The organism is Streptomyces sp. NPDC005281 (assembly GCF_040607495.1).
Lineage (GTDB): Bacteria > Actinomycetota > Actinomycetes > Streptomycetales > Streptomycetaceae > Streptomyces.
The window spans coordinates 48,400-72,220 of record NZ_JBEXGX010000038.1 but is presented as its reverse complement, the minus strand read 5'-3'; the positions used below and the strand labels follow the sequence as shown (position 1 = coordinate 72,220).

Below are 23,821 nucleotides of genomic sequence, written 5' to 3'. Positions count from 1 at the left end.
GGCCGGACGAACTCCCACTCGACATCGGACAGTTCATGGCGACGTATCACCCGACCATGATCCACCATCCAAGATCAATTGAAGACACCGCCTAGCGCGATGACCTACGCGGGAGGGCCGGTGCCCAGGCTGGACACCGTCGTGCGCGACGCTCCCCAGGGCGCCGCATTCATCGACTCCGAAGCCCAGCTCAACGCCTACCGAACGCTCTTCCATAAGGTCGAAGGAGTGTCGCTGGACCCCGACCGGTCTCGCGACTTCATCCACAGGTTGGCGAAGGAGCTGTGAGAGGTATCCATGAGCACCCCTGACAACTGGCAGAAGTCGTCCTACTCGGGGCCGGGCGACGGCGACTCCTGCGTCGAACTCGCCTCCACCCCCGCCGCCCTCCACCTCCGCGAATCCGACGCCCCCGAGGCGGTCCTCACCACCACCGCCACCCCGGTCGGCCACCTCCTCCAGGCCATACGCAACGGGGCGGTCGGCGAGTCGCGTACGTAACAACCCCTCGACGAAGCCCTGTTCGGCGTTTCACTCGCAACGATCAGCGCGATACGTTCACACGTACGTTCTGATGCAGAGGTTGCGGGTGTTACGGGGGAACGCGTGTCGAACAGGCCGACGGACTGGCACATACTCGACCTGGACCAGGACCCGACGCCGGGCGACCCGCAGCGGGTGCGCGGACTCGCGGGCTCGCTCCACGACTTCGCCGACGACGTCTCGGACATCCTGCGGGACGTCAAGGGCCTCGCACACGACGACGCGGTCCTGAAGTGGGCGGGCAAGACCGCGGACTCCTTCGCCTCGGAGTTCGAGGACGTCCCCGGCCAGCTGAAGAAGCTCAAGAAGTCCTACGACATCGCGGGCGACGCCCTCACCTCGTACTGGCCCGATCTGGACGACGCCCAGCAGAAGGCGGACAAGGCGCTGCGTGACGGCCGCAGGGCCCGCCAGGACCTGTCCACGGCCAGGACCGCGCTCTCGGGCGCCGACGACTGGGTGCACACGGCGACCGCGAAGGCCGACTCCTACGACCCGGACAAGAACCGCGGCAAGGACGTACCCCCGCCGGACGAGGCCGACGTCCGCCGCGCGACGCGTGACGCCCAGCACGCCAAGGAGCGGCAGACCGCCGCCCAGAAGGACGTGGACGACGCCCAGGGGCTGCTGGACGCGGCGAAGAAGCTCGCCGCCCACGCGAAGGGGCTGCGCGAGGACGCCGCCCGCCGGACGGTGAAGAAGCTGCACGAGGCGTCCGACGCCGGCATCCACAACCGCCACTGGTGGGAGGAGCCCATCGACTGGGTCTCCGACCACTGGGACGAGATCGTCACGGTCTGCAAGTGGGTCGTGACGATCGTCGGCATCATCGTGCTGATCGTGGGCGGCCCGCTGGGCTGGCTGGTCTTCGCGGCGGCACTCGTCGTGCTCGCGGACACGGTGAGAAAGATGCTCAACGGCCAAGCCGGCTGGGGCGATCTGATCTTCGCGGTCCTCGACTGCATCCCGGCCACCAAGGGTTTCACGAGCCTCGCCAAGATGGGCAAACTCTGGAAACTGGGCGGCCTGCGCGCCCTGGGCGGCGCTTTCATGAAGGGGATCGGCGGGGGATTGAAGGGCCTCGCCGAGAGCGTGCGCAGCATGAAGAACCTGCGCTTCTCGTCCTTCAGCATGATGGGCAAAAACCGTTGGTGGAAGGCGGATTCACCCCACGTAGGCCCTCCCACCAGAACACCGGATGACGCACTGCCTTCCGACATTCCGATTTACCACAAGGACGGGGCAACCGCCATCGGCTACGACCCCTCAACCCTGCGGAACTTCGACGTGGCGAAGAGGCTTCCTGGATATCAGGATGTCATCATTCACGGCACCACAGACGGGCGAATCATAGCCGGTGAGACAAATCGCGCAGGCCAGGCAGCCGGCGGCCACACCATTCACCCGAATCACATACTTGATACCATCAGGCAAATACCTGGATACGATGGTGGCCCCATCAGAATGCTCACCTGCCATTCAGGTTCAGCTCAGCCTCACGTGATCCAGGACATCGCAAATTCGTTGGGCGTTCCGGTCAAGGCCCCGACCAATGCGGTGGGTGTCCCAACCTTCGGCGAGGGCCCCTTCACTCCAACGATCAAGGACGGCGGAAGTTGGCTGACATTCCTGCCGATGGCCCAGTGACACGCCAAGCCGCAACCGAGGAGCTCAGATGATTCGACCCGTTGGCTTCTTTTCCGAACTCACTCCCGGCTGGGGGCTCCCGATCGACGGGCTCATGCGGGAGTCCATTAATTCGACAGGGGAACCGGATGAGGCGGGGATTATTTCCTACCTCAGAAACGGTGCGGGAATCTGGAGCGAAATGAGTGCAGGTCCCGATGTCCTGGACTCAGAGGCCCCCGACCTGTCCGGCATCGGATCGCTCTATACGGATGGTATCTGGCTGTGGCGCCAAGACCTCTCATACTATCTCGCAAAGTACCACGTTTCCCTTCCCGCAGATTTCATCACCCAGGTCAGGAACTCCCGTCACCAGGTTCCAGAGGTGCCGGAAAAGCGATTGGTGGAGATCCTGACTCAGGACCTCGGAGTCGAAATGGGATAGGGAGTATCCACCGGAAACAACACAACGAAGATCACCCGCAGGGCCCACGGAGTCGACCGCCCCAGGAGAACCATGCCCGACATCAACCGTTGCCAGATCTGCGGTGAGGCAGCTCCCCCGATCGACGGTCAGTGTGGGGAGATGGTCGCATATCGACTGGTTCGTGACTCCTGGTCCGATTCTCCACTCGTACCTCGACGGCAATCTCCACTTCTCCTGTTTGAACGATCGGACAAGCGTGACGAGTTCCATGCGGAGTTCGTGCACCTCATCCAGGCCGGTCATGAAGAGGTCCCCGGTCTGGAAGCGTCACACCCGTCGTTGACGAGGATGGGTCTGAGCATGGCCCCCGTCTTCTCGGGAGACGAATGTGACATCTTCCAGAGCGAGCTGGCGGACCGCTGGATGCTCGTGAAGAAGACCGGTCCGTGGTTCGACTTCGGCCTCCCGCAACTCCAGGCCATCGGTTCGGGCGAAGTCCCGTTCTCGGCATCCGACGTGACCCGTTACCGGCTTCCCGTCGATCTCGGGGACGAGGTGGCCTCGTACGGCCTTTCCGATCTCCTGGAATCCCTCGGGGTGGCGCATCGGTACGAGGACGCGACCGAACTGGCCCGTGTGAAATACCGATTCGCCGACTACTACGCTCCGAAACAGCTGATCGACTACGTGGCCGTGGCGCCCTTGCCGCTACCCGAGGAAGCCCGCGCCTTCCTCGCCGCACACGCGAAGACGTACACCCCCGTCACCTTCGAGTAAGAGAGGCATCCGACCTTGACCACAAGCTCCACCTCCCACGAGAGCCCGAGCCTGTCCTCGGGGTTCTCGCTGTCCGTCCCCGACTCCTGGTGGGAGTTCGACATCCGTCCGGAGGGCCGGGACGCGACCGTCCGCGCGCTCGTCGACGAGCGGATCCGCGAGGTCCCCGAACTCGCCGAGTACCGGAGCGATCTGGCGGCCGTGCTGCGCAGGATGGCCAAGGACGCTTACGACTCCGGGGCTCTGTACATGGGCTGCATGGCCGAGAACTTCGAGGGCGTTCCGCTGACCGCGACCCTCACCGTGTCGGTGCTGGGCGCCCAGAACAAGCAGGGCGTGGCGCTGTCGACCGACCCGCGCGCGATCGCGGAGAGCCTGCGGACCGTCACCGCCCGCCGAGAGGGTGACGCCTGGCGCACGGTCGCGACCGTCGACATCCCGCAAGTGGGCGTCGCCGCCCGGACGTTCGGCGTGGAGGACCTACCCGTCGCGCAGGGCGACACCCGTACCCTTCGTATGGTGCTGACCCAGACGTACATCCCGGTCCCGGGAACCACCGACCAGGTCGTTCTCGTCTCCGGAGCCAGCCCCGTCCTGGACCTGGCTGAGGCCTTCCACGACATCTTCGACGCGGTCACCGGCACGTTCCGGTTCGTCTGACCGGGGCCACCACGGCTACCGGGACTTCAGGAATCCAGGAGGGGGAACCGACATGGGCGGTGGTGGCAAGAGCGACCTCGCGCTTCCGCTGAGCGAGCTGGAGGACTACGGCGGGCGGCTGCGGGACATCAAGACCCGGCTGAACCACACCAAGAAGCTCTTCGAGTCGTACAAGGACGACCTCGGCGACCACAGCGTCTACGACGCCCTGGACGACTTCGAGTCCGGCTGGGAGGACGGCCGCGAGGACATCGGCCAGTCCCTGGACGCCCTCGCGAAGATGTCCGACGCCGTCGTCCGGGAGTTCAAGAAGCTCGACGACAAGCTGGCCAAGGACGTCTCCGAGGGAGTGAAGACGCAGAAGAAGGGCGGGGAGAAATAGCCCGGCATCAACTCCTCGCGCGCGTGAGGGAGGCCAGCTACCAGGTACCCGAATTGCCGGAAGCACGGCTGTTGCAGATCCTGACGCGGGATCTCGGGATCGCCGTGGATTGAGCGGGGTACGGGCCGAGGCGACACGGAGACGACCGTCCGTCGGTGCCGAGTTCAGCCCACCTCGTTCTCCGCCACGGCCCGCCCGTGGACCGTCACGTCTCCGCCGTAGAACATCCCCGTGAAGACCGGGGAATAGGTCAACTGGACCTCGACCTCGACCTGTTCCGCGTCGGCGGTCACGCAATGAGTGGCGGCGATGTCCGCGCCGGACATGCCCATCTCCCGTGCGAACGCCTTCACTCGGGCACCGCAGTCCTCGAAGTTGATGGGCGCGGGACCGTTCTGGTTCTCGTAGAGGGATTCGAGGTCGATGTCCTGGGCGGCGTAACGGGCCGCCTGCTCCGCGATGTCGGCGGCCCGCTCGCGCTTGGAGATGGACATACCGCCGTCGATGACGAACGCCGAGAGCGACAGGAAGACGAGCGCGAAGATGATGACCGCGCCGGCGCCCGACCCACGGTCGTCGAGCCGCCCCCGGCGCACGGCGGACCAGCCCCGCACGCCGGACCAGCCCCGCAGGGCGGAGCGCGGCTTCACGCCGGCCGGTACGCCCGAACGCGGCCGCACCCGCCCCCGCGCGGCGGAGCCGGACCGCACCGGCCCCCGCCCCCGCACGGCGGACCCCAGCTCCACTCCCCCGCGTACCGCGGAGCTCAGCCTCATGCCGTCCTCCGGAAAGGGTCGAGCGGGGAACTGAAAGATGCCTGCAAGGTGGTCGGCACGTCGAGGCCGATCATCGCGAGGCCCCGCACCTCGCAGCTCACCTCGACGGTGAAGAGCGTGTCGGGCTCGAATCCCGTGCTCGTCTGCGTGACGCTCACCGGGCCCGAGCAGACGTCCCCGAGGTCGGCCTCGGCCGCCTTCCTCGCCTCGGCGATGGCGGTCGCGTGGTCCTTCTGGATGGAGCCGGCCCGCGCCGCGTCCCGGGCCGCGCCGTCCAGCGCCCCTCGCCCGTTGACCAGCTGCCCGAACGCCACCAGCACCAGAATGAAGAGGATCATCACCGGCGCGAGGATGACCACCTCGATGGTGGACAGTCCCCGGTCACGCCGGTCTCCGGAGACGCGGGCACGGACGGCCCCGGCCAGGGCCCTCGGCCTCGACACGACGTCCCGGCCCCGGGACATGCGGTCCGGGACGGCGGCGGGCAGAGCCCTCTGCGCCCTCACGGCCTCTCCTCCTTCACGAACCTCTCCACCGGGCCCGCCGACTGCGCGTGCACCGTCAGGTTCAGGCCCGGGAATACCGCGGGAACCCTCGCCGTGATCTCGACTCCCACGGTGTTCGGCTCCGGCTGGAGCATCGTCACCTCCGGTGACAGCACCAGCTTCGGGCCGAGCTGGCGGATGTAGCTGTCGACGACGTCACCCGCCTCGCCGCGCCACGCTCCCGGCTGCGCGTCCGCGGTGGCACGGGCCTTGCGGGCGCCCGCCTGCGCCGCCGCCTGGGCGACATGGTCCGCGAAGAAGTACAGCGCGAACTGCACCGTCGCGAAGATCATGAAAAAGAGCACCGGCGTGAGCAGCACGAACTCGATCGCGGTCATGCCGGAGTCGCCGCGGGCGGAGGCTGCCTCCACTCTGCGGCGCACCCAGCGACGTACTCCTCGATCCTCGCGCACTCGCATCCCCGTACGAACTCAGCAGGTCTTGCCGGCGTCGGCGCCCTTGATGCAGTTGCCGACCTTGTTGGCGCCGTCGCTCAGCGCGGCGTTGATGATCGCCGCGACGACGCCGACGATCGCGACGACGACGGCGGAGATGATGACCCACTCGACCGCGGAGGCACCCCGGTCGAGTTCACCGGAGCGGGCACGCTGCACCCGGCCCTGGAGGAAGGTGATCAGAAAGTCCACCCCCGGGATCCCGGTGCTGAAGTTCCGTCCGTTCATGGTGAGTTGTCCTCTCGAAAGACAGTGGTGGCCACCTCGTGGCCGTTCGGACACGGCGGACGATCAGACCTGGAACACGCGCATCGCCGCCGGGAAGATGAGGAAGACCAGGAAGCCCGCGCACAGCAGCAGTTGGGCGACGAGCATCGACTGCGACTTCTCGCCCGCGCTGCCCTCGATCTCGGAGAGTTCGCGGTGGCGCATCGTCTCGGCGCGCGAGGCGAGCGACTCGCGCACCTTTGCGCCGTCGTCCGCGACGAGCGCCAGGGAGGCGGACAGGTCCTTGAGTTCCTCGACGCCGAGTTCCTCACCGAGCGAACCGAGGGCCTGCCACTGGCTGATGCCGGTGATCCGGGCGTCGGCGAGGGCGTTGCGGATGCGCTGGGTGGCCCAGCCGTCGGAGATCTCGGCGGCGGCCATCAGCGCCTCGGGCAGACCTCGCCCGCCGGCCAGGCTCATCGACACCAGGTCCAGATACGCGCCGATCACGCGCCGCAGATCGCGCCGCTTGTCCACCGCGTCCCGTCGCACCTCCAGATCGGGGAGGAAGAAGAAGACGACCGCGAAGGCCAGCGCGAGCCAGACCGGGATGATCGGGCTGTGCCCGACGCCGAGTGTCCAGACGACGGCGAAGAGGAGCGGCCCGAAGAAGACACCGGCCGCGGCCAGCAGCACCTTCGTCGCCAGGAACCTCTCCCAACTCCGGTCCAGGACGGCGAGATCGGCACGCAGCGAACGCTGTTCCCAGCCCTGCTGGAGATACAGCTCGGCGACACGCGTGCCGACCTGCGCGCGCAGACCGCCGAAGCGTCCGCCGTCCCGCTGTCCGTGGTGCGCGGATTCGTACGCCGCCCCGCGGGCCCGCATCGCGTCGATACGGGCGACCTGCGCGACCGCGCTGCGCCTCGACGGCAGGAGCGCGCGGACGAGGGCGTAGACGCCGAGGCCCAGCACGGCGCCGATCAGGAGGGGCATGGTCAGGTTCATCGGCGTACCGCCTCATCCCCGGATACCGGTGTACGGGGCCGCACGAACCGCACGGACGACTCGTCCCGTACCAGGAACCGCTCCGGCGTCTCGATGGTTGACAGTTTGCGCAGCCACCAGAAGCCGAGGCCGAACAGGCCGCAGACGCAGGCGAGTACGAGCTGCCCGACCGCCGTGCCGTACGGCGCGACGAACTCACGGTTGAAGATCGACAGTCCGAGGACGAAGGCGACGGACACCGCGACGACGATCTGCACGGAGCGGCGGGTCGAGGCGCGCTGGGCCATCACCCGCTGCCGCATGTCGACCTCTTCGCGCGCCGACTTGGCCAGGGCGCCCAGCACTTGGCGCAGACCGGGGCCGCGCAGGCGCGCGTTGAGGATGAGCGCGGCCACGATGATGTCGGCGGACGCGTCGTCGATCTCGTCGGCCAGTTGCTGCAAGGCATCGGGGAGCGGTGTCCGGGAACGCAGCCGGTCCACGAGCGCGTCGAGGTGCGGCCGCAGTACGGGCGCGGAGGCGCGCGCCGAGGCCGGGATGGCCTGCTCCAGACCGACCGCGCCCGCGATGGTGTCGCGCAGGGACTCGGTCCAGGACGCCAGCGCCTCGACACGGCGCATCGCGGCCCGTTCCTCGGAGGCGCCGCCGAAGAGCTTGTCCCAGAAGAAGACGAGGATGCCGGCCGCGAGGCCGGCGACGGCCCAGCCGGTGAGGAGGAGGACGACCAGACCGGCTATGGCGGCGATCGAACCGCGCTGTCCGGCGAACCGGATCAGCTCACTCGCGCGCTCGCTCGCCTTCTGCTTCTCGTGTGGGGGTTTGGCCGGCAGTCCGCGCACGGCGACGGTGAACAGCGCGAGACCGCCGCCGACCGCGATCCCGCACCCGAGCGCGTAGAGCACCGGCAGGGAGAACAGTCCGCCCATGGAGCCGAGCGAGTCGAGGGCCGCGAGGGAGGTCGTGCCCGACATCATGTCCTGGGTCATCGTCGTCACCAATTCCCGCTGCCTGGCAGCCGGTAGCCCTGCGCGACGAGTTCATCGAGGCAGGAGATGGGCGCGTGCGGGACGATCCGGCCGTCCGGGGCCTCGGCGAACACCTCGCTGGACAGCACCCGTCCGTCGACGCCGTTGACCTCGCGCACGGACGTCACCATGCGCTGGAGGCGGCCGCCGGACTCGTATTCGTTGCGCCGCCGGATGAAGACCACGAAGTTGATCGCGCCCGCGATGAGCATCTGGCTGGCCTCGATGGGCAGTCGCTCGGTCGCCTGGAGCGCGTACGTGGAGATGCGGTTGAAGACCTCGCTGGAACTGTTCGCGTGGATCGTGGAGAGCGAGCCGTCGTTGCCCTGCGACATCGCGTTCAGCATCGTGACGATCTCGTCGCCGAGGACCTCGCCGACGATGACGCGCGAGGGGTTCATGCGCAGCGAACGGCGTACCAGCTCGGCCATGGTGATGGCGCCCTGGCCCTCGGAGTTGGGCAGCCGCTCCTCGAACGCCACTACGTTCGGGTGCAGTTCGGCGAAGCTGTCGAGACCGAGTTCCAGGGCGCGCTCGACGGTGATGAGACGCTCGTGCGGCGGGATCTCGTTGGCGAGGGCGCGCAGCAGCGTCGTCTTGCCGGCGTTCGTGGCTCCGGCGATCATGATGTTCTGGCGGGCCCGGACGGCGCAGGCGAGGAAGTGCGCGACCTCGGGGGCCAGGGTGCCGTTGCCCACGAGGTCGGACATGAAGACCTTGCCGAGCCGCGCGCGGCGGATCGACAGGGCCGGCCGGCGGGTCACGTCCATGACGGCGGAGAGCCGGGAACCGTCCGGCAGCCGCAGGTCGAGCTGCGGGTTGGCGGAGTCGAAGGGCCGGGACGACAGCCCCGAGTACGCGCCGAGGACCTGGATCAGCTCGACGAGTTCCTCGTCGGTCTCGGCGACGGGATCGCCCTTCGTCTCCCGGCCGTCGGCGTAGCCGATGAAGACCTCGTCGTACCCGTTGATGTCGATGTTCTCGACTTCCGGGTCGTCGAGCAGCGGCTGGAGACGGCCGACGCCGAAGAGCGCGGCGTGGACGGCGGCCGCGTACTGCTCCTCGGTCTCCGCGTCGAGCGGGGTCCGGCCGAGGTTGATCTCGGTGCGGGCGTGGTCCTCGAGTATCTGGGCGATGACGGCGCGGGCGTACTGCCGTTCGTCCTCGCCGGACATCGGGGTGACGCCGCGGACCTGGTCCTCGCGGCGCTGTTCGGAGATGCGGTCACCGGCGTCCTGCCGGAACCGCTTGACCAGCTGATGGTCGACGGCGGTCATCGGCCGGCTCCGGCGGCGGGCTGTCCGTGCCCGGCGTGGGGTCCGTCGGCGGGTACGGACCAGGCGGCGCCGTACTGCTGGTACAGATCCGCGGCCACCTTGCGGGCGGAGCGGATGAGCAGCGACTTGTCGAGGCGGCCGCGTCTGCGTCCGGCCAGCTGGGCGGCGCCCGCCGGGTCGTCGGCGATGGTGCCCACGACGCGGGCGCCGGTCTGGCCCGCCACGAGCATGTCGTTCACCTGGTGGACGAGCTTGGCGGAGTCGCCCGGGTCGGTGACGAGGACGACACCGATGAACGGTGTGGCGAGTCCGCCGGCGCCGCGCGGGCCACCGTGCAGCTTGGCGGAGAGTGCGGCGGCACGGTCGCGGACGCGTGCGATGGCCTCGGGCTCGGTGCGGGAGAGCAGCAGCACCAGGGCGGCGTGCGGGAACAGTTCGGCCGCCGGGGTGTCCCCGCTGATCCGGCCGCAGTCGGCGATGACGTCGGCGGGCGCGTTCGGGGAGTCACCGAGCTGCGCGAACGCCCGGCCCAGGGTGGGCCAGAGTCCGGCCAGTCCGGCGGCCTGCTCGGCGATCCCGAGCCCGACGAGGACTTCGAGTCCCCCGCTGAGCGGCTGTACGTGGTCCCAGAGTTGGTCGGGGACGAGACCGCGCCGTGCGGTCGCCGCGATCGACAGCATGCCGGTGTTCGGGTTCAGCGGGCCGCCGTGGGCGGCCGCGCTCCGGTACACGAGGTCGCCGCCGGCCGGGTCGGTCTCGGCGAGCAGGACCCTGCGGGGCCAGACCGCGGAGAGCGCCACCGCGGCGGTGGTGACTCCGGGGGAACCCTTGTCTGCGGCGAGGGCGATGAGCGCCATGTCCGTCTACTCACTCGCCTCTAGTTGCCGGGGACGATGACGAGGGCGACCTGACCGGCCGAGGCGGCGTCGGCGACGTCCGCCGCCTGACCGCTGTCCACGACGAGGGTGACCGGCAGATTGGTGCTGCTGATCGTGCTGTCCTTCTGGTCGTCGACGTAACTGACCTTCGCCCGCTCGACGATGGGGCCGCCGCCCGCGCTCGACGATCCCGAGCCCGAGGAGTTCGACGAACCCGACGAGCTCGACGAGCTCCGGCTGCCGCTGGATCCGGTGTCGCCGACGCGGTAGACCGCCACCGTGTCACCGGACTTGATGCCCGCGGGGTACTGGCCCTCCTTGAGGGAGACGCCGACGGAGGCCTTGCCCGCGGGAAGTTCGGCACTCCGGGCGAACATGTCGCCGATGACCACGGTCCCCGCGTAGATCGTGGACTTGGCCTTGAGCCTCTTGAGCGCCGCGAGCTGGTTCACCCTGACGTAGTTGATGCCGGAGTCGTTCGCGACCAGCACGGAGGTCGTATGACCGCTGACGGACTCACCGGCCTGTACGTCGCTCGTCACCTTCACGACCTCGATACGGTCCCCGGCACGCAGCACCAGCATGGTGGCGCCGAGCGCGCCGACAAGGATGAGGAGCACCGCGAGGGCGGCCAGCGCGGGTTTGCGCTCGCGAGGCGGCGTGGGAAGACGCTCACCCATCGCCGGGTGAGCCGACGTGGCGGAACGGTTGTTGCCCGCCCCCGTACGCTCTTGGATCTTCACGCAACCGCTCCCCGTACACCCAAGAAAATGTCTGCCAATTCACGCGCCAAGTAGGACACTTCACCCCCGCGTCCCGTTCCGGGACGTACCGCGCGACCTGGCCGAATAGCCAACGCTGGAGCGAGTGTCAAGCCATGGCACCGTATCAGCCGCACATAAGCCCCTCAAGGCGCCTCAAGACCCCTGAAGCGCACCTGACTCGACGTTATCGACGCGCAACGGCAGTCCATCGGTTCCCTGTTGGGCCCGGCGATCCACGGTCCACCCGGCCTGTGCGGCAGCGAATCCCTGACGTGCTTATTCCCGACACTCCGTCACCGGGTGCGCACGAGGCCTGCACGAGGTGCTCACGGATGGCGTCGACGGGAGGTGATCTTTCAGCCGGACGGGGGACCCGGCCGGGGTGCGATGAGGACGGCCGATGGTGCGCGGCCCCCGCCGGGGCCCTGTGCGCTACGAGATAGGGCCGGGGGCCCGGACTTGTGAAGGTGCGGAACGCAAAGTCGGCGGGAGTCGTGGACACGGGACCGGCCCCTCGGGAGTGGATGTGGGCATGGACACGATCAGGCGCCGCCGGGCTTCCCCTTCAGGGTGAAATCATTTCATATACCCCCACCCTGAAGGAGGGTTCAGCCTGGCGAAACCAGGAGCCCCACGGATACCGTCATTGCTCTTGACCGACTTCGCTCAACCGATGCCTCACGGGGAGTCCACTGTGCGCCGCTCTTTGCCCGTTGCTGCCGCGTTCGCCGCGACAACAGCCCTGCTGCTGACGGCTTGCGGAAACGGGGGTGACGGCTCGAAGGGGAACGACAAGATCGCGGGGGCGGACACCGGCACCACGAAGACGTCGGCATCGGCGAGCGCGAGCGCTTCTGACTCCATCGCGCGTCCGGACCTGACTCTGCCGGGAGACATCAAAGAGACGTTCCAGAGCTGGACGACCGGCGACGCGACGAAGGACGCCATCCTGGCTGACGCCGGGCACGCCCAGACGGCCGTCACCTACGCCGTCGTCAAGGGTGACCTCAAGTCCCAGGCACTCGCCTTCTATCAGGCCGGCTCCGCCCTGCCCGGTAGCCGGGACTGGGTGAAGACCATCGTCGACTCCGGCTCTACGTTCACCGGCGCGGTCCGCTACTACTCGCCCAAACTCGCGGTGTTCGACAAGCAGTCGGCGGGTCTTTCCTACTGCTCCGACGAGAGCAGAGCGTTCAACAAGAACCGCAAGACGCGAACGATCGACAAGACACCGGCGAACAACGACTCGTACGTGCTCTACAGCACCCGTCTGGAGAAGAACGGCAACGGGATCTGGCAAACGACCAAGCTCGTTTCGGACCGGGGGAACAAGACGTGCACGCCGTGAAGAGGCGGCGCGGCAGGTGGCTGGTCGTGGGTGCCATAGCCGGCGCCTTCGCCCTGGTGCCCGGCACGGCGATGGCGGGGTGGGGCCCCGGAGGGCAGTCGAACGGCGGGAAGACGGAGACGCACGGCGGACAGTCCGGAACCGACATCGTCTCCATGGTCCGCTACAGCGGTAGTTCCCAGGGCGGTGGCGGCAGCAAGGGCAACGTCACTCCCGCCGGGAACTGGAGCCCGCCCGCCTGCTGGTACGAGCCGCGTGCGGCCAAGGACTTCCAGAAGTACGTCGAGAACATGTACACCGAGACCGTCAACTACCCGGGGCAGCACAGCTACGCGAAGACGGCCGTGGGCCAGTTCCGGGACATGTACAAGGACGGCAAGTACAAGGACTACAACCTCGACAAGGCCGACGAGGGCACATGGTGGGTGGCGGTCCAGGATCCCGACCGCTGGATGGAGCCCGCGGCTCAGCTCTGCAACGAGATGCCCTTCTGGGTCGTGAACGGGGACACCCCAAATGTTCCCAACGCCATCACCCCGAGGGTCCTCGCCGAACTGGCGTACAACAGGCTGCGGCTGCCGGAGACCGAGGTCACCCTGGCGCCCGAGAACATCACCAAGGTGAATCTGCGGACGTGGGCCTGGCTGGACAAGGCCAAGTTCAAACCCGTCGACGTGACCGCGCGCATCGACGTCGGTGGTCTCGACGTCCAGGCCACCACGACAGCCAAGCCAGTGGCACTCAAGCTCGAACCGGGCACGACGGACGCGGAGACCTTCCCGGCCTCCGGCGAGTGCGCAATCAACGACGACGGCTCGATCGGCGAGCCGTACGCCACGGGCAAGTCCCGCCGGACCCCGCCCTGTGGACTCAAGTACCTGCGGTCCTCGGGCGACGGCACATTCGCTATCAAGGCAACGGTCACCTGGGAGATCACCTGGACAGGCACGGGCAGCCCAGGACCCACGAGGCTTCCCGACGGCACCTTCGGAACGACCCAGGACATCACCGTGCAGGAGATCCAGGCCGTCAACCGGTGACAGCTGACCGACAGCCCGTCGGGGCGGGAAATGAACTCAGGAAGGCGGGACAGACATGAGTGACCTTCGCCTCGAAGACACTGTTTTCGAGGACCTGAAGAAGACGTTCTCCACCATCAGCGACCGCATGGAAGCCACCCGCCGAGGTTTGCGCGGTACCGACGCCTCAGCCGTCGGCGAGTCCAAACTGATCGAGGACGTAAAGGACTTCGCCGACGACTGGGGATACGGCATCAAGCAGCTCGGGAAGCACACCAGCGGCGCGGTCAAGATGATCGACAAGATCGCCGATTCCTTCGGCAAGCTGGACCTGGACCTCGCAGAATCGCTCAAGGCCCCGAAGAAGAAAGGCAAATGAGGTGGCTGAGAAGCGTCCTGCCTTCCCCCACATCGGCTGGGACCCCACCCCTGGCGATGTCGAGGACACCCGGGAGCTGGCCAGGAAGCTGGGGAGCCTGGCGGGCGAGCTGGGCACGGCTCTGAAGGAACTTGAGCAGATCGAGGCCGGGGCGTGGAAGGGCAAGACGGCGGTCGCCTTCACCGAGTACATCGGCAAGGACGTCACACCCCTCATCCGCACGAGCCACGACTCCTTCGACAAGGCGTCCCGCGCCCTGCATCGCTGGGCCAACGAGTTGCACGGTTTCCAGGACGAGGCCACCCGGCTCGAGAGGTCCGCCGGGGAGAGACTCGAAGCCAAGGACAAGGCCGAGCAGAAAGCCGAAGGAAAAGGCAGTGAGGAACTCGGCAAGGCGTCCGGTGCGGTGGACGAGGTCATCACCAAGGTCCACGACCTCGAAGATCGCTACAAGCGGGCAGCCGGGCTGATCAGCAAGGAACTCGACAAGGCGGCAGACATCGCGCCGGACGAACCCGGGTTCTGGGACAACCTCACCAAGGGTGTCGCGGACGCGTGGGATGCCACAGGTCAGTGGATCAAGGACCACGCCGACATGATCAAGCTGATCGGCGACTTGTTGAGCGACCTGACCGCGGTGCTCGGACTGCTGGCCATCATCACCCTCCCGTTTCCCCCGCTGGCGGCTGTCTTCGGTACCGCGGCGCTCATCGCGAGCGGGCTCGCGCTGGCCGCCCACGGGTTGGCCAAGGTCGCCGGCGCCGATGTGAGCTGGATGCAGCTCGGGATGGACGCGGTCGGTCTGATGCCTGGGATCGGGATGTTCAGCAAGGGCATCAAGGTGGCTGGAGAGACCGCTGATATCGCCAAGGTCGCCGCTGCGGGCAAGGTCGCCGCGCTGGGCGAAGGGTTCCAGGCCACCGAGATCGGCAGCTCGCGCATCCTGATGGCTTTCGGAAAGTCGTCACAGGGGCTCGCCGGCGGACTCGGCAAGGCCGGACTGGTGAAGCTCGGAGGCATGTCCGACCACGTCTTCGAGGTCTCTCACGCGACCAGTGGCCTGATGTCCCGCATGGGCGGTCTCGCGAGCGCCGGCTACCACGAGGGCCAATGGATGGGCTCCAAGGGCCTGAACATGATCCCGGGGGTGAAGATCGACCCGATGGGTGCCGGAATCGCCATCGACGCCGGCCTCAAGATCTTCCCCAAGATCGTTCCCATCCACCAGCACATAGGAGAGGCGCTCTTCCCCGGCGACCGATTCGAAAAGGCCGCTTCGGGCGGTTGAGTGCGGATACGACGTGACAGAGCAGACAGCATTCCACGGCTCCCGGTAGTCGTCGGACAAGGAAGATGCGTGCGGATATGAACGTCTGGCAGCCCGAATCGGGGGAGATGCTCCTCGCCCGCGCCCCCGTGGCCTTCGCCACGGGAGCGGCCATGCGCGTCAGAGGTATGCGATGGTTTCGCGACCTCGAGCGTCGTGACATCCAGAACGAGTTGACGGGCTGGCCTGAGGGACCGGCGTACACCGCTCGTTCAATGAGCGACGCAACGGCACGGAACACGGTCAAGGGCGCCGCCATCGCTGTGGGAGTCGCCGTCATGGGCGTCCTCGGCTCCGCGGGAGGCAACGTCAGCGGCAGCGCCTTCCCGGACTCCGGCTCCGACACTCCGGACAACCGGGACGACGAGGTACTGGACTTCCCCGTCATGTGTGCCGGGCCCGGCACCATCGCCCGCACCCTGCCGTGGCAACTCGACCCCGGACGTTCCGACGAGAAGCGCTACCGCACACATGCGATCGTCACCGATCGCCGCATGGTCCTCGTGGGTCTCCCCTTCCATAAAAAGAACCTGAAGAAAGTCGAGGACGAGGTCCTCTGGGAAACTCCCCGCTCGACAGTCCGTCGCGTCGAGCGAAAGGACTTCAAAGACGGGAACGACTTCAACGTCACGTTCACCGACGGTTCCTGGTGCAGGCTGAGCAGTTTCAGGCGCCAGCGCCTGACACGCCATCTGGTGGCGCCGATCGAACTGTTCCGCAAGGAATCCCTCACTGAGGCGCAACAGGCGGCAGTTGATGCCTACGCCTCGAAAGTGCAGGCTCCTGATGCCGTCTCTCCCGTGATCAGTCGCCCTCCGGGCGGTCATTACCGGGTCGAGTTCCTGCTGCCGAACAAACTCGATTCCTACTTCGGTGCATCGGAAACAAACATGATCATGGATTCCGAGGGGCGAGAGGTCCAACCTGCGGACTACCTCCCGGAAGACCTCTGATGCCCACCTCCTGCGCCTGACCAGAACGGTCCAGATATCCATGGCAACCTCCGCAGATGCAGCACGTGGTGTTCCCCTCACCGCATCCCACGACGAACCCCCGCCCATCTGGTTTCTCGTCCCTGAGGGCTTCTTCGCACTCCCCCTCGCCGTGACTCCCGAAGAACGGACGGAACGCGCGCATTCCTTCGTACGAGAGCTCTACTCGCGTGGTTGCGAGGAGGTCTGGGAGCCGGCGGCCCCGTACTACGCGGGCATCGCCGAACTCATGGCGGGTACCGGAATCTCGTACGCGGCGATGGGGCTCTTCTCCACCGCTGCCGGTGAGGACGACGCCGACCGGACCATGAGCCGGCACGAGCTCGCCAGGGGTGCCGCCCAGTGCTCCTTCACGGTGGCGGCCGTCCCGACCGATCAGTCCGCGAATGACACCGACGTGGTCGCCCAGGGCATCCTCGCCGTCCTCTCCGGCGATCAATACAACGACGCCCGCTGGCTCGATCTGCCCTGCGGTCCCGCGGTTTCCTGCGTCATGCTGCGCAAGTACTCACTCGCCCCGGAGACGACGGCGGACGGAGCGGCGTCAGATCTCCTCACCGGACAGATCCAGGTCCACGTCCCCTTCCCGACCGGCCCGTTCATTGCGGTGTTCACCCTCTTCACGGCGTCCATGGACTACTGGTCCGAATTCTGCGACCTACTGGCTGCCGTTCTGCGTACGGTTTCCTTTGCCGACCCCGGGGCCAGCAGCGTCGATGGCTCGGTCCGAGGGATCAGTGGGCGGCGGTCACCGTGATCGTCTCTGCGAGGCTGTCCGTCAGGGCGCACTACGCGGGCCAGCTCTCCCAGTCGCGGCTCCGGAACGTACGAGAGCGCGACGATCGGCGCACGGCCGCGCGCGTCGGCCGCCGCCGCCTCCAGTTCGACGGCGAGCGCCTCGATCAGCCTCTCGTCGCCGCCACGGCCGACGCGCAGCCGGGCCTCGCCCAGCGCCCAGGAATCCAGGTCGACCGGGCCGTGCACGGGGAGGACGGTCAGACGGTAGTCGGAAGGGGGCGGAGGGGTGGATCCCGGCGCAGGTCCAGGAACAGCTTCAGGAACCGGTGCTGGTGCGGGGGCAGGCGAAGGTACACGTGCAGGCCCAGGTGCGGGTCTCGGCGCGGGTGCCGGGCTCGGTTCCGGCCGGGGGCCGTGGTGTCGTCCGATGGCCCGGTCATGTCGCTCGCCCACCCGTCCGTTCCGCGCGGGGCTGCCTGGTCCTCGACCCCCGCCCCAGGACCACAGCCCCCACCGGAGCCAGAACCAGAACTGCTGCGGCCCCCAGCGCGACGATCACGCCCGCCGTGCCCCCGATCTCGGATCGCGTGCCGAGGAAAGGCCGGTAGTGGCCCGCCGGATCGACGACGGCGGTGTCCCTGAGCCCGGCCCGGTCGGCGCAGTTCTCCCGGTTGCCGAGTACCCGGCGGACAGAACCGTCCCGCAGCCGGACCCGGCAGTACGTCTCCCGGGTCCCGTGGGCCCACTGGTGGAGCGGTGCGGCGATCATCACCCGCTGCTCGGCCCCGCGCAGCCTCAAGTACCACTGCTGGGTGCCGAAGGAGCCGGCGAAAACCAGGGCCGCGTACGCCGCCACGGTGATCCACCGCAGCGCCGGCCCTCCGCGTGACTCACGGGTTCTGAACGCCGCGAACAGGACGCAGAGCCCCCAGACTGCTCCGACCAGAAACGCCGTCTCGTAAAGCACGAGGGTGGAGAGCTCGGTCAAGACCAGCCCGGCGACTGCCGCCAAGAACATCAGTACCCACGGCAGGACGGCACCCCGCGCCCGCGGTCCCTCGTCGTCACCGGGCCGCCGCGGGCGCGGGTCGGTAGTGAACTCGGAGAGCACACCACGCACCCGCCGCATCCCGCCGTCACGTGCGGCCATCCGGCGCAGTTCCTGCGGTCCCATGCCGATCTGTTCCAACGTCCGCCGGCCGTCCTCGGGCAACTGCGCGAACAGGTCGTCGACTGAACCCTCTTCGTCGTTCACCACGTGATCCTCCGAGGCCGATGGTCCGGTCCGGCACAAGTCGCTCCGAAACACGACTCACGGAAGCGCGAGGGGTGCGATGACCGCGCGGGCTCTCACACCTGGAGCAGGACTGTGCACCGCACCACCGGCACGGGTGCGACCGAGCGCTCTGCGCCCCGTCGCACCCGGTGTGGTCCGCGATGGCGGGTGTCAGCCCTTGACGCCCTTGGCCAGCTGGTCGTCAAGGTCCTCGTACGCCTTCGCGGCGTCCTCGAGGAACTTGGCCATGCCCTTGAGGCCCTCCAGGGTGTCCTTCATGCCCTTGGTGAACTCCTTGAAGGAGTCGTCGAAGGCCTGGGAGCCCTTGGACGTCGTGTAGCCGTCCGCGACGAGGCCGTCGATGTAGCTGTCGAGGCCGTGGAGCTTGTCCTCCATCTTCTCCTTCTCGTGGCCGAGCCGCTTCGCAGCGTGCCGCATCTTCTCGTAAGTGATGTCCGCGTCTTTGCCGCCGGCCATGTGGCGTCCTCCATGCTTCAACTCGCCGCAGGGCCAACCCCCGTGGCTCCTGATACGGATGATGTGAACGTCCGCGTCGAGCAAGCAGCTTACTTACGGCGCTTGCAGGAGCACACCCCGGTTCTGTCACGAGCGCGCACCAAGGGCGGTTCCCACGACGGGCCTTCGTGGTTCCCTCACACGGGGCGTTGCCTGCGGGAAGCGGTGAGCGGCTATGGTCGGGAGCACTGTGGCCCGCGTTCCGGAAGCGGCCTTCGGTGTCTGGGGGAGGACGAGCGTGCGGTTGACCGTGACCGTCGTCGACCCGCTCGGCGGCGCCACCGCCGACGTGGTTCTCGACGCGGACCCCGAGTCCTCGGTGGGTGACATCGCCAAGGAGCTTGCGGAGCACGTCGGTTACGGCGGTGGTGCGCAGATCATCCCCCTCGGCCAGTACCAGGGGGCAGCGGGAGGCGGCGCGCCCGTCGCGTACGTCGACGGCTATCCCGTCGACCCGGCCGCGACCATCGCCACCTCGCCGCTGCGCGAAGGCGCCGTCGTCAGCCTGCACGACCCCGCCGGATGCCTGCCCGGCGAGCCGACCGGACTGGTCGAACTGCGGGTCGCAGGCGGCCCGGCGGCCGGTGCCGTGCACCGGCTCGGGATCGGCCGGTACGACATCGGGGCCGGGGCCGCCTCGTACGTCCGGGTCGACGATCCCGAACTTCCGCAAAGGGCGCTGACGTTGTCAGTTGCAACGGACGGAACATGCCGGGTCTCCGTGCACGGCGAGAAGACGGGCGTCACCCTCGACGGCGCGCCCATCGAGGAGCGCGAGGACGACGAATGGCCGCTCGGCAGCCAGATCGCCGTCGGCAACACCCTTTTTCAGCTGGACCGTTACTCACAGCCCGACGCCGCTCTCAAGTGGTCGGACGACGGTGCCGGGCTCGACTACAACCGGCCGCCACGGCTGCATCCGCCCGAGCGCGAGACGAAGTTCCGGCTGCCGGGTCCCGTACGGGACTACGAAGCCCGGCCGCTGCCCTGGCTGATGGCGCTGACTCCGCTCGTCAGCGCCGTCGTCATGGCCCTCGTCTTCGGGCGCTGGTACTACATGATCATGGCTCTGCTGAGCCCGCTCATCATGTTCGGCAACTTCTTCATGGACAAGAAGCAGGGCCGCAAGTCCCATGCCAAGCAGGTCAAGGAGTACAACGAGCACAAGGCACGGATCGAGGAGGACGCCCAGGAGGCGCTGCTCGCCGAACGCCTCGACCGGCGCCGGGCGATCCCCGACCCGGCGACGGTGCTGTCGCTGGGCACCGGGCCGCGCACCCGACTGTGGGAGCGCCGCCGCACCGACCCGGACCACCTGCTGCTGCGCGTCGGCACCGGCCGGCTCCCCTCCGAGGTCGTGCTGGACGACCCGGAGCAGGACGACCACAAGCGCCAGGTCACCTGGACCATCGAGGACGCGCCCGTCGCCCTTCCGCTGGCCGAACGCGGTGTCGTCGGCATCGCCGGACCCGGCGACTCGGCCCGGGCGCTGGGCCGTTGGGCCGTCACCCAGACCGCGGTGCTGCACAGCCCGCTGGACGTCCAGTTCTACGTCCTGACGGAGAACGGCGGCCAGGACAGCTGGGACTGGGTGCGCTGGCTCCCGCACAGCAGACCCGCCGGCGCCCAGGACGCCAACGTCCTCATCGGCACGGACGCCGAGACCGTAGGCGCCCGCATCGGTGAGCTGACCCAGCTCCTCGACGCCCGCCAGAAGGCCGCCAGGCAGAACGGCAACAAGGCTTCGTTCAGCGACCCCGACATCATCGTCGTCTGGGACGGATCCCGGCGGCTGCGGTCCATGCCGGGCGTGGTGCGGCTGCTGCGCGAGGGCCCGGCCATGGCCATGTACGCGATCTGCCTGGACGCCGAGGAGCGGTTCCTGCCCGGCGAGTGCCAGGCCATCGTCATCGCGGAGCCGAAGGCCGAGGAGCACACGAGCGCGCAGGCGCCCGCCAGGACCGCGCCGGCCGCCCCCGGAGGCTTCCCCTCCTTCCACGCCTGGCACGCCACCGAGGCCGACGACTCCGCCACGGGCACGCAGAAGGCGCTCGAACTGCGGCTGCGGGTCCAGCAGACGGGCATCGCCCGGGTACGGGACGTACGGCCCGACTTCGTGTCGGCCGCCTGGTGTTCCCGGCTCGCCCGTGCCCTGTCCGCGCTGCGCGACATCAGCGGCGAGACCGAGGACTCCGCCCTCCCCGGCGCCAGCAGGCTGCTGGACGTGCTCCAGCTGGAGCCGCCGACCGGTGAGGCGATCAGCGCGCGCTGGCGGATGGGCGGCCAGTCGACGACGGCCGTCATCGGCGAGTCGTACGACGGTCCGTTCGGCATCGACATGCGGCGCGACGGCCCCCACGGTCTCATCGCCGGTACGACGGGTTCCGGCAAGTCGGAGCTGCTCCAGACCATCGTGGCGTCGCTGGCCGTGGCCAACACCCCCGAGAACATGACGTTCGTGCTGGTCGACTACAAGGGCGGCTCGGCGTTCAAGGACTGCGTCCAACTCCCGCACACCGTCGGCATGGTGACCGACCTCGACGCCCATCTCGTGGAGCGCGCGCTGGAATCGCTCGGCGCGGAACTCAAGCGGCGTGAGCACATCCTCGCCGCCGCCGACGCCAAGGACATCGAGGACTACCAGGATCTCGTACGCCGTGATCCCTCGCACGCGCCCGTGCCCCGACTCCTCATCGTCATCGACGAGTTCGCCTCCATGGTGCGCGACCTGCCCGACTTCGTGACCGGTCTGGTCAACATCGCCCAGCGGGGCCGTTCGCTCGGCATCCACCTGCTGCTCGCCACGCAGCGCCCGAGCGGTGTCGTCTCGCCCGAGATCCGCGCCAACACCAACCTCCGCATAGCGCTGCGCGTGACCGACGGCGGCGAGTCGAGCGATGTCATCGACTCCCCCGAGGCCGGGCACATCTCCAAGAACACACCGGGCCGCGCGTACGTACGTCTCGGGCACGCCTCGCTCGTACCGTTCCAGTCGGGACGCGTCGGAGGCCGGCGGCCCGGTGCCGCCGATCCGGCGGCGCTGGCGCCCTGGGCGGGGCCGCTCGACTGGACGGACCTCGGGCGGGCCGCGCTGGTCAAGCCGAAGTCCGAGCAACGCGAGGAGGAGGAGATCACCGACCTCAAGGTGCTGGTCGACGCCGTGCGCGAGGCCAACCGCGCCCTCCGCATCCCGGCCCAGCACAGCCCCTGGCTGCCCGCGCTGTCCGGGACGCTGCTGCTCGACGAGGTCCAGGTGCCCGCGTTCACGGGCGGTCCCGGCAAGCTGCCGCCCGCCCCGTACGGCGTCGAGGACCTGCCCGCCGACCAGGCCCGCCGCCCGGTCGTGGTGGACTTCGCCTCGTTCGGGCATCTGCTCATAGGCGGCGCCCCGCGCAGCGGCCGCTCGCAGATCCTGCGCACGATCGCGGGTTCGCTGGCCCGGACCCACTCGGCCGCCGACGTCCATCTGTACGGCATCGACTGCGGCAACGGCGCGCTCAACGCGCTCACCCGGCTGCCGCACTGCGGTGCCGTCGTCGGCCGCAACCAGACCGAGCGCGTGGTCCGCCTCATCGCCCGCCTGAAGGGTGAACTGACGCGCAGACAGGACTTGTTGGCCGACAAGGGCTTCGCCGACATCGGCGAGCAGCGGGCCGCGGTGCCGGCGGACGAGCGGCTCCCGCACATCGTGGTGCTGCTCGACCGGTGGGAGGGCTGGCTGCCGACGCTCGGCGAGTACGACCACGGTGATCTGACCGACCAGCTCACCGCGATGATGCGCGAGGGTGCGAGTGTCGGTCTGCATCTGGTGATGACGGGCGACCGGCAGATCCTGTCCACCCGGATCGGCTCGCTCACCGAGGACAAGTACGCCCTGCGGCTCGCCGACCGTTCCGACTTCTCGCTGATCGGCGTCAACGCGCGCAGGATCCCCGAGGAGATCCCGCCCGGTCGCGGCTACCGCAACGAGCACGGCACGGAGACCCAGTTCGCCCTGCTCGCGGAGGACGCGACGGGCCAGGGGCAGGCCGCGGCACTCACGGCGATCGGGGAGGCCGCCGCGGCCCGTGACGCCGAACTCCCGCGCGACCGGCGCCCGTTCAGGGTGGACGTGCTGCCCACCCGGATCGGCTTCGCCGACGCCTGGGAGATGCGCGACCCGGACGCCTCCCGCTCCAAGCTGTGGAGCCTGGTGGGCATCGGCGGCGACGACGTCATGGGCTTCGGCCCCGACCTCTCCCGGGGCGTGCCGACGTTCGTCGTCGCAGGCCCCGCCAAGTCCGGCCGCAGTACGACGCTGATGAACATGGCGCGCTCGTATCTCGCCCAGGGTGTACGTCTGGTCATCGCAGCGCCGCGCCCGTCACCGCTGCGTGAACTGGACGGCCATGACGGCGTGTTGAAGGTCTTCGACGAGGACGACATCGAGAGCGACGACCTGCGCGAGGCCATCGGCTCGGCGACGCCCGAGGAGCCGGTGGTGGTGCTGGTCGACGACGGCGAGGTCCTGGAGGACTGCGACGCCGAGACGGTCTTCAAGCGGATCGTGCAGCGCGGCGGCGAACGCGGACTCGGACTGGTCATCGCCGGTGACGAGGAAGACGTGTGCAGCGGATTCTCCGGCTGGCAGGTCGAGATGAAGAAGGGGCGCCGCGGCATCCTGCTGTGTCCGCAGGACTCCTCCGCGGGCGAGCTGATCGGCATCCGTACGAACCGCAGCATGGTCGGCGGACCGGTCGCCCCCGGCAAGGGCCTGCTGCACCTCGGGGACGGGGAGCCGATGACGGTGACGACACCGATGTGAGCGGCGGGTCCATGTCCTGCGCCTGCGGCGCACCAGCACGAACGGCACCGCACCCAGAAGGGCCACGGAGCC

Annotated in this window: 24 protein-coding genes and 1 pseudogene; 14 read left to right on the top strand and 11 right to left on the bottom strand. The window is 68.4% G+C overall.

All coding sequences use genetic code 11. The features are described from left to right. Positions 1-93 precede the first annotated feature (93 nt). The 7 genes and pseudogenes from ABZV42_RS36110 to ABZV42_RS36080 all read left to right on the top strand — a co-directional run. A pseudogene (locus ABZV42_RS36110) lies at positions 94-288 on the top strand (Scr1 family TA system antitoxin-like transcriptional regulator); the annotation flags it as partial. Between the two features lie 9 nt (positions 289-297). Continuing rightward, entirely contained in the window at positions 298-501 is a 204-nt protein-coding gene (locus ABZV42_RS36105) for a DUF397 domain-containing protein (RefSeq protein ID WP_356055689.1), read from the top strand. Between the two features lie 105 nt (positions 502-606). Further along, positions 607-2,190: a putative T7SS-secreted protein gene (locus ABZV42_RS36100; RefSeq protein WP_356055687.1), complete on the top strand. Its 1,584-nt coding sequence runs from the start codon at positions 607-609 to the stop codon at positions 2,188-2,190. Between the two features lie 28 nt (positions 2,191-2,218). Then, entirely contained in the window at positions 2,219-2,614 is a 396-nt protein-coding gene (locus tag ABZV42_RS36095) for a hypothetical protein (RefSeq protein ID WP_356055685.1), read from the top strand. Positions 2,615-2,956: 342 nt separating this feature from the next. Beyond that, positions 2,957-3,373 carry a hypothetical protein gene (locus ABZV42_RS36090; RefSeq protein ID WP_356055683.1) on the top strand — a complete coding sequence of 139 codons (417 nt, stop codon included), beginning with the start codon at positions 2,957-2,959 and terminating at the stop codon, positions 3,371-3,373. A gap of 15 nt (positions 3,374-3,388) precedes the next feature. Beyond that, on the top strand, positions 3,389-4,033 hold the full coding sequence (locus ABZV42_RS36085; RefSeq protein WP_356055681.1) for a hypothetical protein: 645 nt from the start codon (positions 3,389-3,391) through the stop codon (positions 4,031-4,033). 52 nt (positions 4,034-4,085) lie between these two features. Further along, the gene (locus ABZV42_RS36080; protein ID WP_356055679.1) at positions 4,086-4,415 is read left to right on the top strand and encodes a hypothetical protein; all 330 of its coding nucleotides are present in this window, start codon (positions 4,086-4,088) and stop codon (positions 4,413-4,415) included. Between the two features lie 164 nt (positions 4,416-4,579). On the opposite strand, the gene ABZV42_RS36075 is transcribed toward ABZV42_RS36080, so the two are convergent. The 9 genes from ABZV42_RS36075 to ABZV42_RS36035 form a co-directional block, all read right to left on the bottom strand. Beyond that, the gene (locus tag ABZV42_RS36075) at positions 4,580-5,047 is read right to left on the bottom strand and encodes a pilus assembly protein TadG-related protein (RefSeq protein WP_356055691.1); all 468 of its coding nucleotides are present in this window, start codon (positions 5,045-5,047) and stop codon (positions 4,580-4,582) included. A 140-nt stretch (positions 5,048-5,187) separates the two neighbouring features. Further along, a complete protein-coding gene (locus tag ABZV42_RS36070) occupies positions 5,188-5,697 on the bottom strand; it encodes a TadE/TadG family type IV pilus assembly protein (protein ID WP_356055677.1) in 510 nt (169 codons plus the stop codon). Then, positions 5,694-6,155, bottom strand: coding sequence for a TadE family protein (locus tag ABZV42_RS36065; protein WP_355983162.1), 462 nt, complete (start codon positions 6,153-6,155; stop codon positions 5,694-5,696). The genes ABZV42_RS36070 and ABZV42_RS36065 overlap by 4 nt, the downstream gene beginning before the upstream one ends. 12 nt (positions 6,156-6,167) lie before the next feature. Then, the gene (locus tag ABZV42_RS36060; protein WP_037627216.1) at positions 6,168-6,419 is read right to left on the bottom strand and encodes a hypothetical protein; all 252 of its coding nucleotides are present in this window, start codon (positions 6,417-6,419) and stop codon (positions 6,168-6,170) included. Positions 6,420-6,482: 63 nt separating this feature from the next. Then, a complete protein-coding gene (locus ABZV42_RS36055; RefSeq protein ID WP_355983164.1) occupies positions 6,483-7,406 on the bottom strand; it encodes a type II secretion system F family protein in 924 nt (307 codons plus the stop codon). Further along, on the bottom strand, positions 7,403-8,392 hold the full coding sequence (locus tag ABZV42_RS36050) for a type II secretion system F family protein (RefSeq protein WP_356055675.1): 990 nt from the start codon (positions 8,390-8,392) through the stop codon (positions 7,403-7,405). The genes ABZV42_RS36055 and ABZV42_RS36050 overlap by 4 nt, the downstream gene beginning before the upstream one ends. Positions 8,393-8,397: 5 nt before the next feature. After that, positions 8,398-9,708, bottom strand: a complete 1,311-nt coding sequence (locus tag ABZV42_RS36045; RefSeq protein WP_356055674.1) for an ATPase, T2SS/T4P/T4SS family — start codon at positions 9,706-9,708, stop codon at positions 8,398-8,400. Then, complete coding sequence (locus tag ABZV42_RS36040) at positions 9,705-10,565, bottom strand: hypothetical protein (protein ID WP_355983170.1); 861 nt, start codon at positions 10,563-10,565, stop codon at positions 9,705-9,707. Before ABZV42_RS36040 ends, ABZV42_RS36045 begins: the two co-directional genes overlap by 4 nt. A gap of 20 nt (positions 10,566-10,585) precedes the next feature. After that, complete coding sequence (locus ABZV42_RS36035) at positions 10,586-11,329, bottom strand: hypothetical protein (RefSeq protein WP_356055672.1); 744 nt, start codon at positions 11,327-11,329, stop codon at positions 10,586-10,588. 715 nt (positions 11,330-12,044) lie between these two features. On the opposite strand from ABZV42_RS36035, the gene ABZV42_RS36030 reads away from it, so the two are divergent. The 6 genes from ABZV42_RS36030 (at position 12,045) to ABZV42_RS36005 (ending at position 17,172) form a co-directional block, all read left to right on the top strand. Beyond that, entirely contained in the window at positions 12,045-12,698 is a 654-nt protein-coding gene (locus ABZV42_RS36030) for a hypothetical protein (protein WP_356055670.1), read from the top strand. 26 nt (positions 12,699-12,724) lie between these two features. Then, positions 12,725-13,738 (top strand): hypothetical protein, encoded by a 1,014-nt coding sequence (locus ABZV42_RS36025; protein ID WP_355983176.1) that lies wholly within the window; start codon positions 12,725-12,727, stop codon positions 13,736-13,738. Positions 13,739-13,793: 55 nt separating this feature from the next. Continuing rightward, a complete protein-coding gene (locus tag ABZV42_RS36020) occupies positions 13,794-14,096 on the top strand; it encodes a hypothetical protein (RefSeq protein ID WP_355983178.1) in 303 nt (100 codons plus the stop codon). A gap of 1 nt (position 14,097) precedes the next feature. Next, positions 14,098-15,384, top strand: a complete 1,287-nt coding sequence (locus ABZV42_RS36015; protein ID WP_355983180.1) for an enoyl-CoA hydratase/isomerase family protein — start codon at positions 14,098-14,100, stop codon at positions 15,382-15,384. Positions 15,385-15,461: 77 nt separating this feature from the next. After that, positions 15,462-16,376, top strand: coding sequence for a hypothetical protein (locus ABZV42_RS36010; RefSeq protein ID WP_355983182.1), 915 nt, complete (start codon positions 15,462-15,464; stop codon positions 16,374-16,376). 40 nt (positions 16,377-16,416) lie between these two features. Next, entirely contained in the window at positions 16,417-17,172 is a 756-nt protein-coding gene (locus ABZV42_RS36005; RefSeq protein WP_355983184.1) for a hypothetical protein, read from the top strand. Positions 17,173-17,589: 417 nt separating this feature from the next. Here the strand turns inward: ABZV42_RS36005 and ABZV42_RS36000 are convergent, their stop codons facing one another. Further along, a complete protein-coding gene (locus ABZV42_RS36000) occupies positions 17,590-18,408 on the bottom strand; it encodes a hypothetical protein (RefSeq protein WP_356055668.1) in 819 nt (272 codons plus the stop codon). 192 nt (positions 18,409-18,600) lie between these two features. Then, the gene (locus ABZV42_RS35995) at positions 18,601-18,906 is read right to left on the bottom strand and encodes a WXG100 family type VII secretion target (RefSeq protein ID WP_078943692.1); all 306 of its coding nucleotides are present in this window, start codon (positions 18,904-18,906) and stop codon (positions 18,601-18,603) included. Between the two features lie 277 nt (positions 18,907-19,183). Between ABZV42_RS35995 and ABZV42_RS35990 the strand changes: the two genes are divergently transcribed. Beyond that, the gene (locus ABZV42_RS35990; RefSeq protein ID WP_356055666.1) at positions 19,184-23,749 is read left to right on the top strand and encodes an FtsK/SpoIIIE domain-containing protein; all 4,566 of its coding nucleotides are present in this window, start codon (positions 19,184-19,186) and stop codon (positions 23,747-23,749) included. The last annotated feature ends 72 nt before the right edge of the window (positions 23,750-23,821 follow it).

Coding starts and splice junctions, on each gene's coding strand:
- ABZV42_RS36105 (WP_356055689.1), top strand. CDS start 298: ATGAGCACCCCTGACAACTGGCAGAAGTCGTCCTACTCGGGGCCGGGC.
- ABZV42_RS36095 (WP_356055685.1), top strand. CDS start 2,219: ATGATTCGACCCGTTGGCTTCTTTTCCGAACTCACTCCCGGCTGGGGG.
- ABZV42_RS36090 (WP_356055683.1), top strand. CDS start 2,957: ATGGCCCCCGTCTTCTCGGGAGACGAATGTGACATCTTCCAGAGCGAG.
- ABZV42_RS36080 (WP_356055679.1), top strand. CDS start 4,086: ATGGGCGGTGGTGGCAAGAGCGACCTCGCGCTTCCGCTGAGCGAGCTG.
- ABZV42_RS36065 (WP_355983162.1), bottom strand. CDS start 6,155: ATGCGAGTGCGCGAGGATCGAGGAGTACGTCGCTGGGTGCGCCGCAGA.
- ABZV42_RS36060 (WP_037627216.1), bottom strand. CDS start 6,419: ATGAACGGACGGAACTTCAGCACCGGGATCCCGGGGGTGGACTTTCTG.
- ABZV42_RS36055 (WP_355983164.1), bottom strand. CDS start 7,406: ATGAACCTGACCATGCCCCTCCTGATCGGCGCCGTGCTGGGCCTCGGC.
- ABZV42_RS36050 (WP_356055675.1), bottom strand. CDS start 8,392: ATGACCCAGGACATGATGTCGGGCACGACCTCCCTCGCGGCCCTCGAC.
- ABZV42_RS36045 (WP_356055674.1), bottom strand. CDS start 9,708: ATGACCGCCGTCGACCATCAGCTGGTCAAGCGGTTCCGGCAGGACGCC.
- ABZV42_RS36040 (WP_355983170.1), bottom strand. CDS start 10,565: ATGGCGCTCATCGCCCTCGCCGCAGACAAGGGTTCCCCCGGAGTCACC.
- ABZV42_RS36020 (WP_355983178.1), top strand. CDS start 13,794: ATGAGTGACCTTCGCCTCGAAGACACTGTTTTCGAGGACCTGAAGAAG.
- ABZV42_RS36010 (WP_355983182.1), top strand. CDS start 15,462: ATGAACGTCTGGCAGCCCGAATCGGGGGAGATGCTCCTCGCCCGCGCC.
- ABZV42_RS36005 (WP_355983184.1), top strand. CDS start 16,417: ATGGCAACCTCCGCAGATGCAGCACGTGGTGTTCCCCTCACCGCATCC.
- ABZV42_RS35995 (WP_078943692.1), bottom strand. CDS start 18,906: ATGGCCGGCGGCAAAGACGCGGACATCACTTACGAGAAGATGCGGCAC.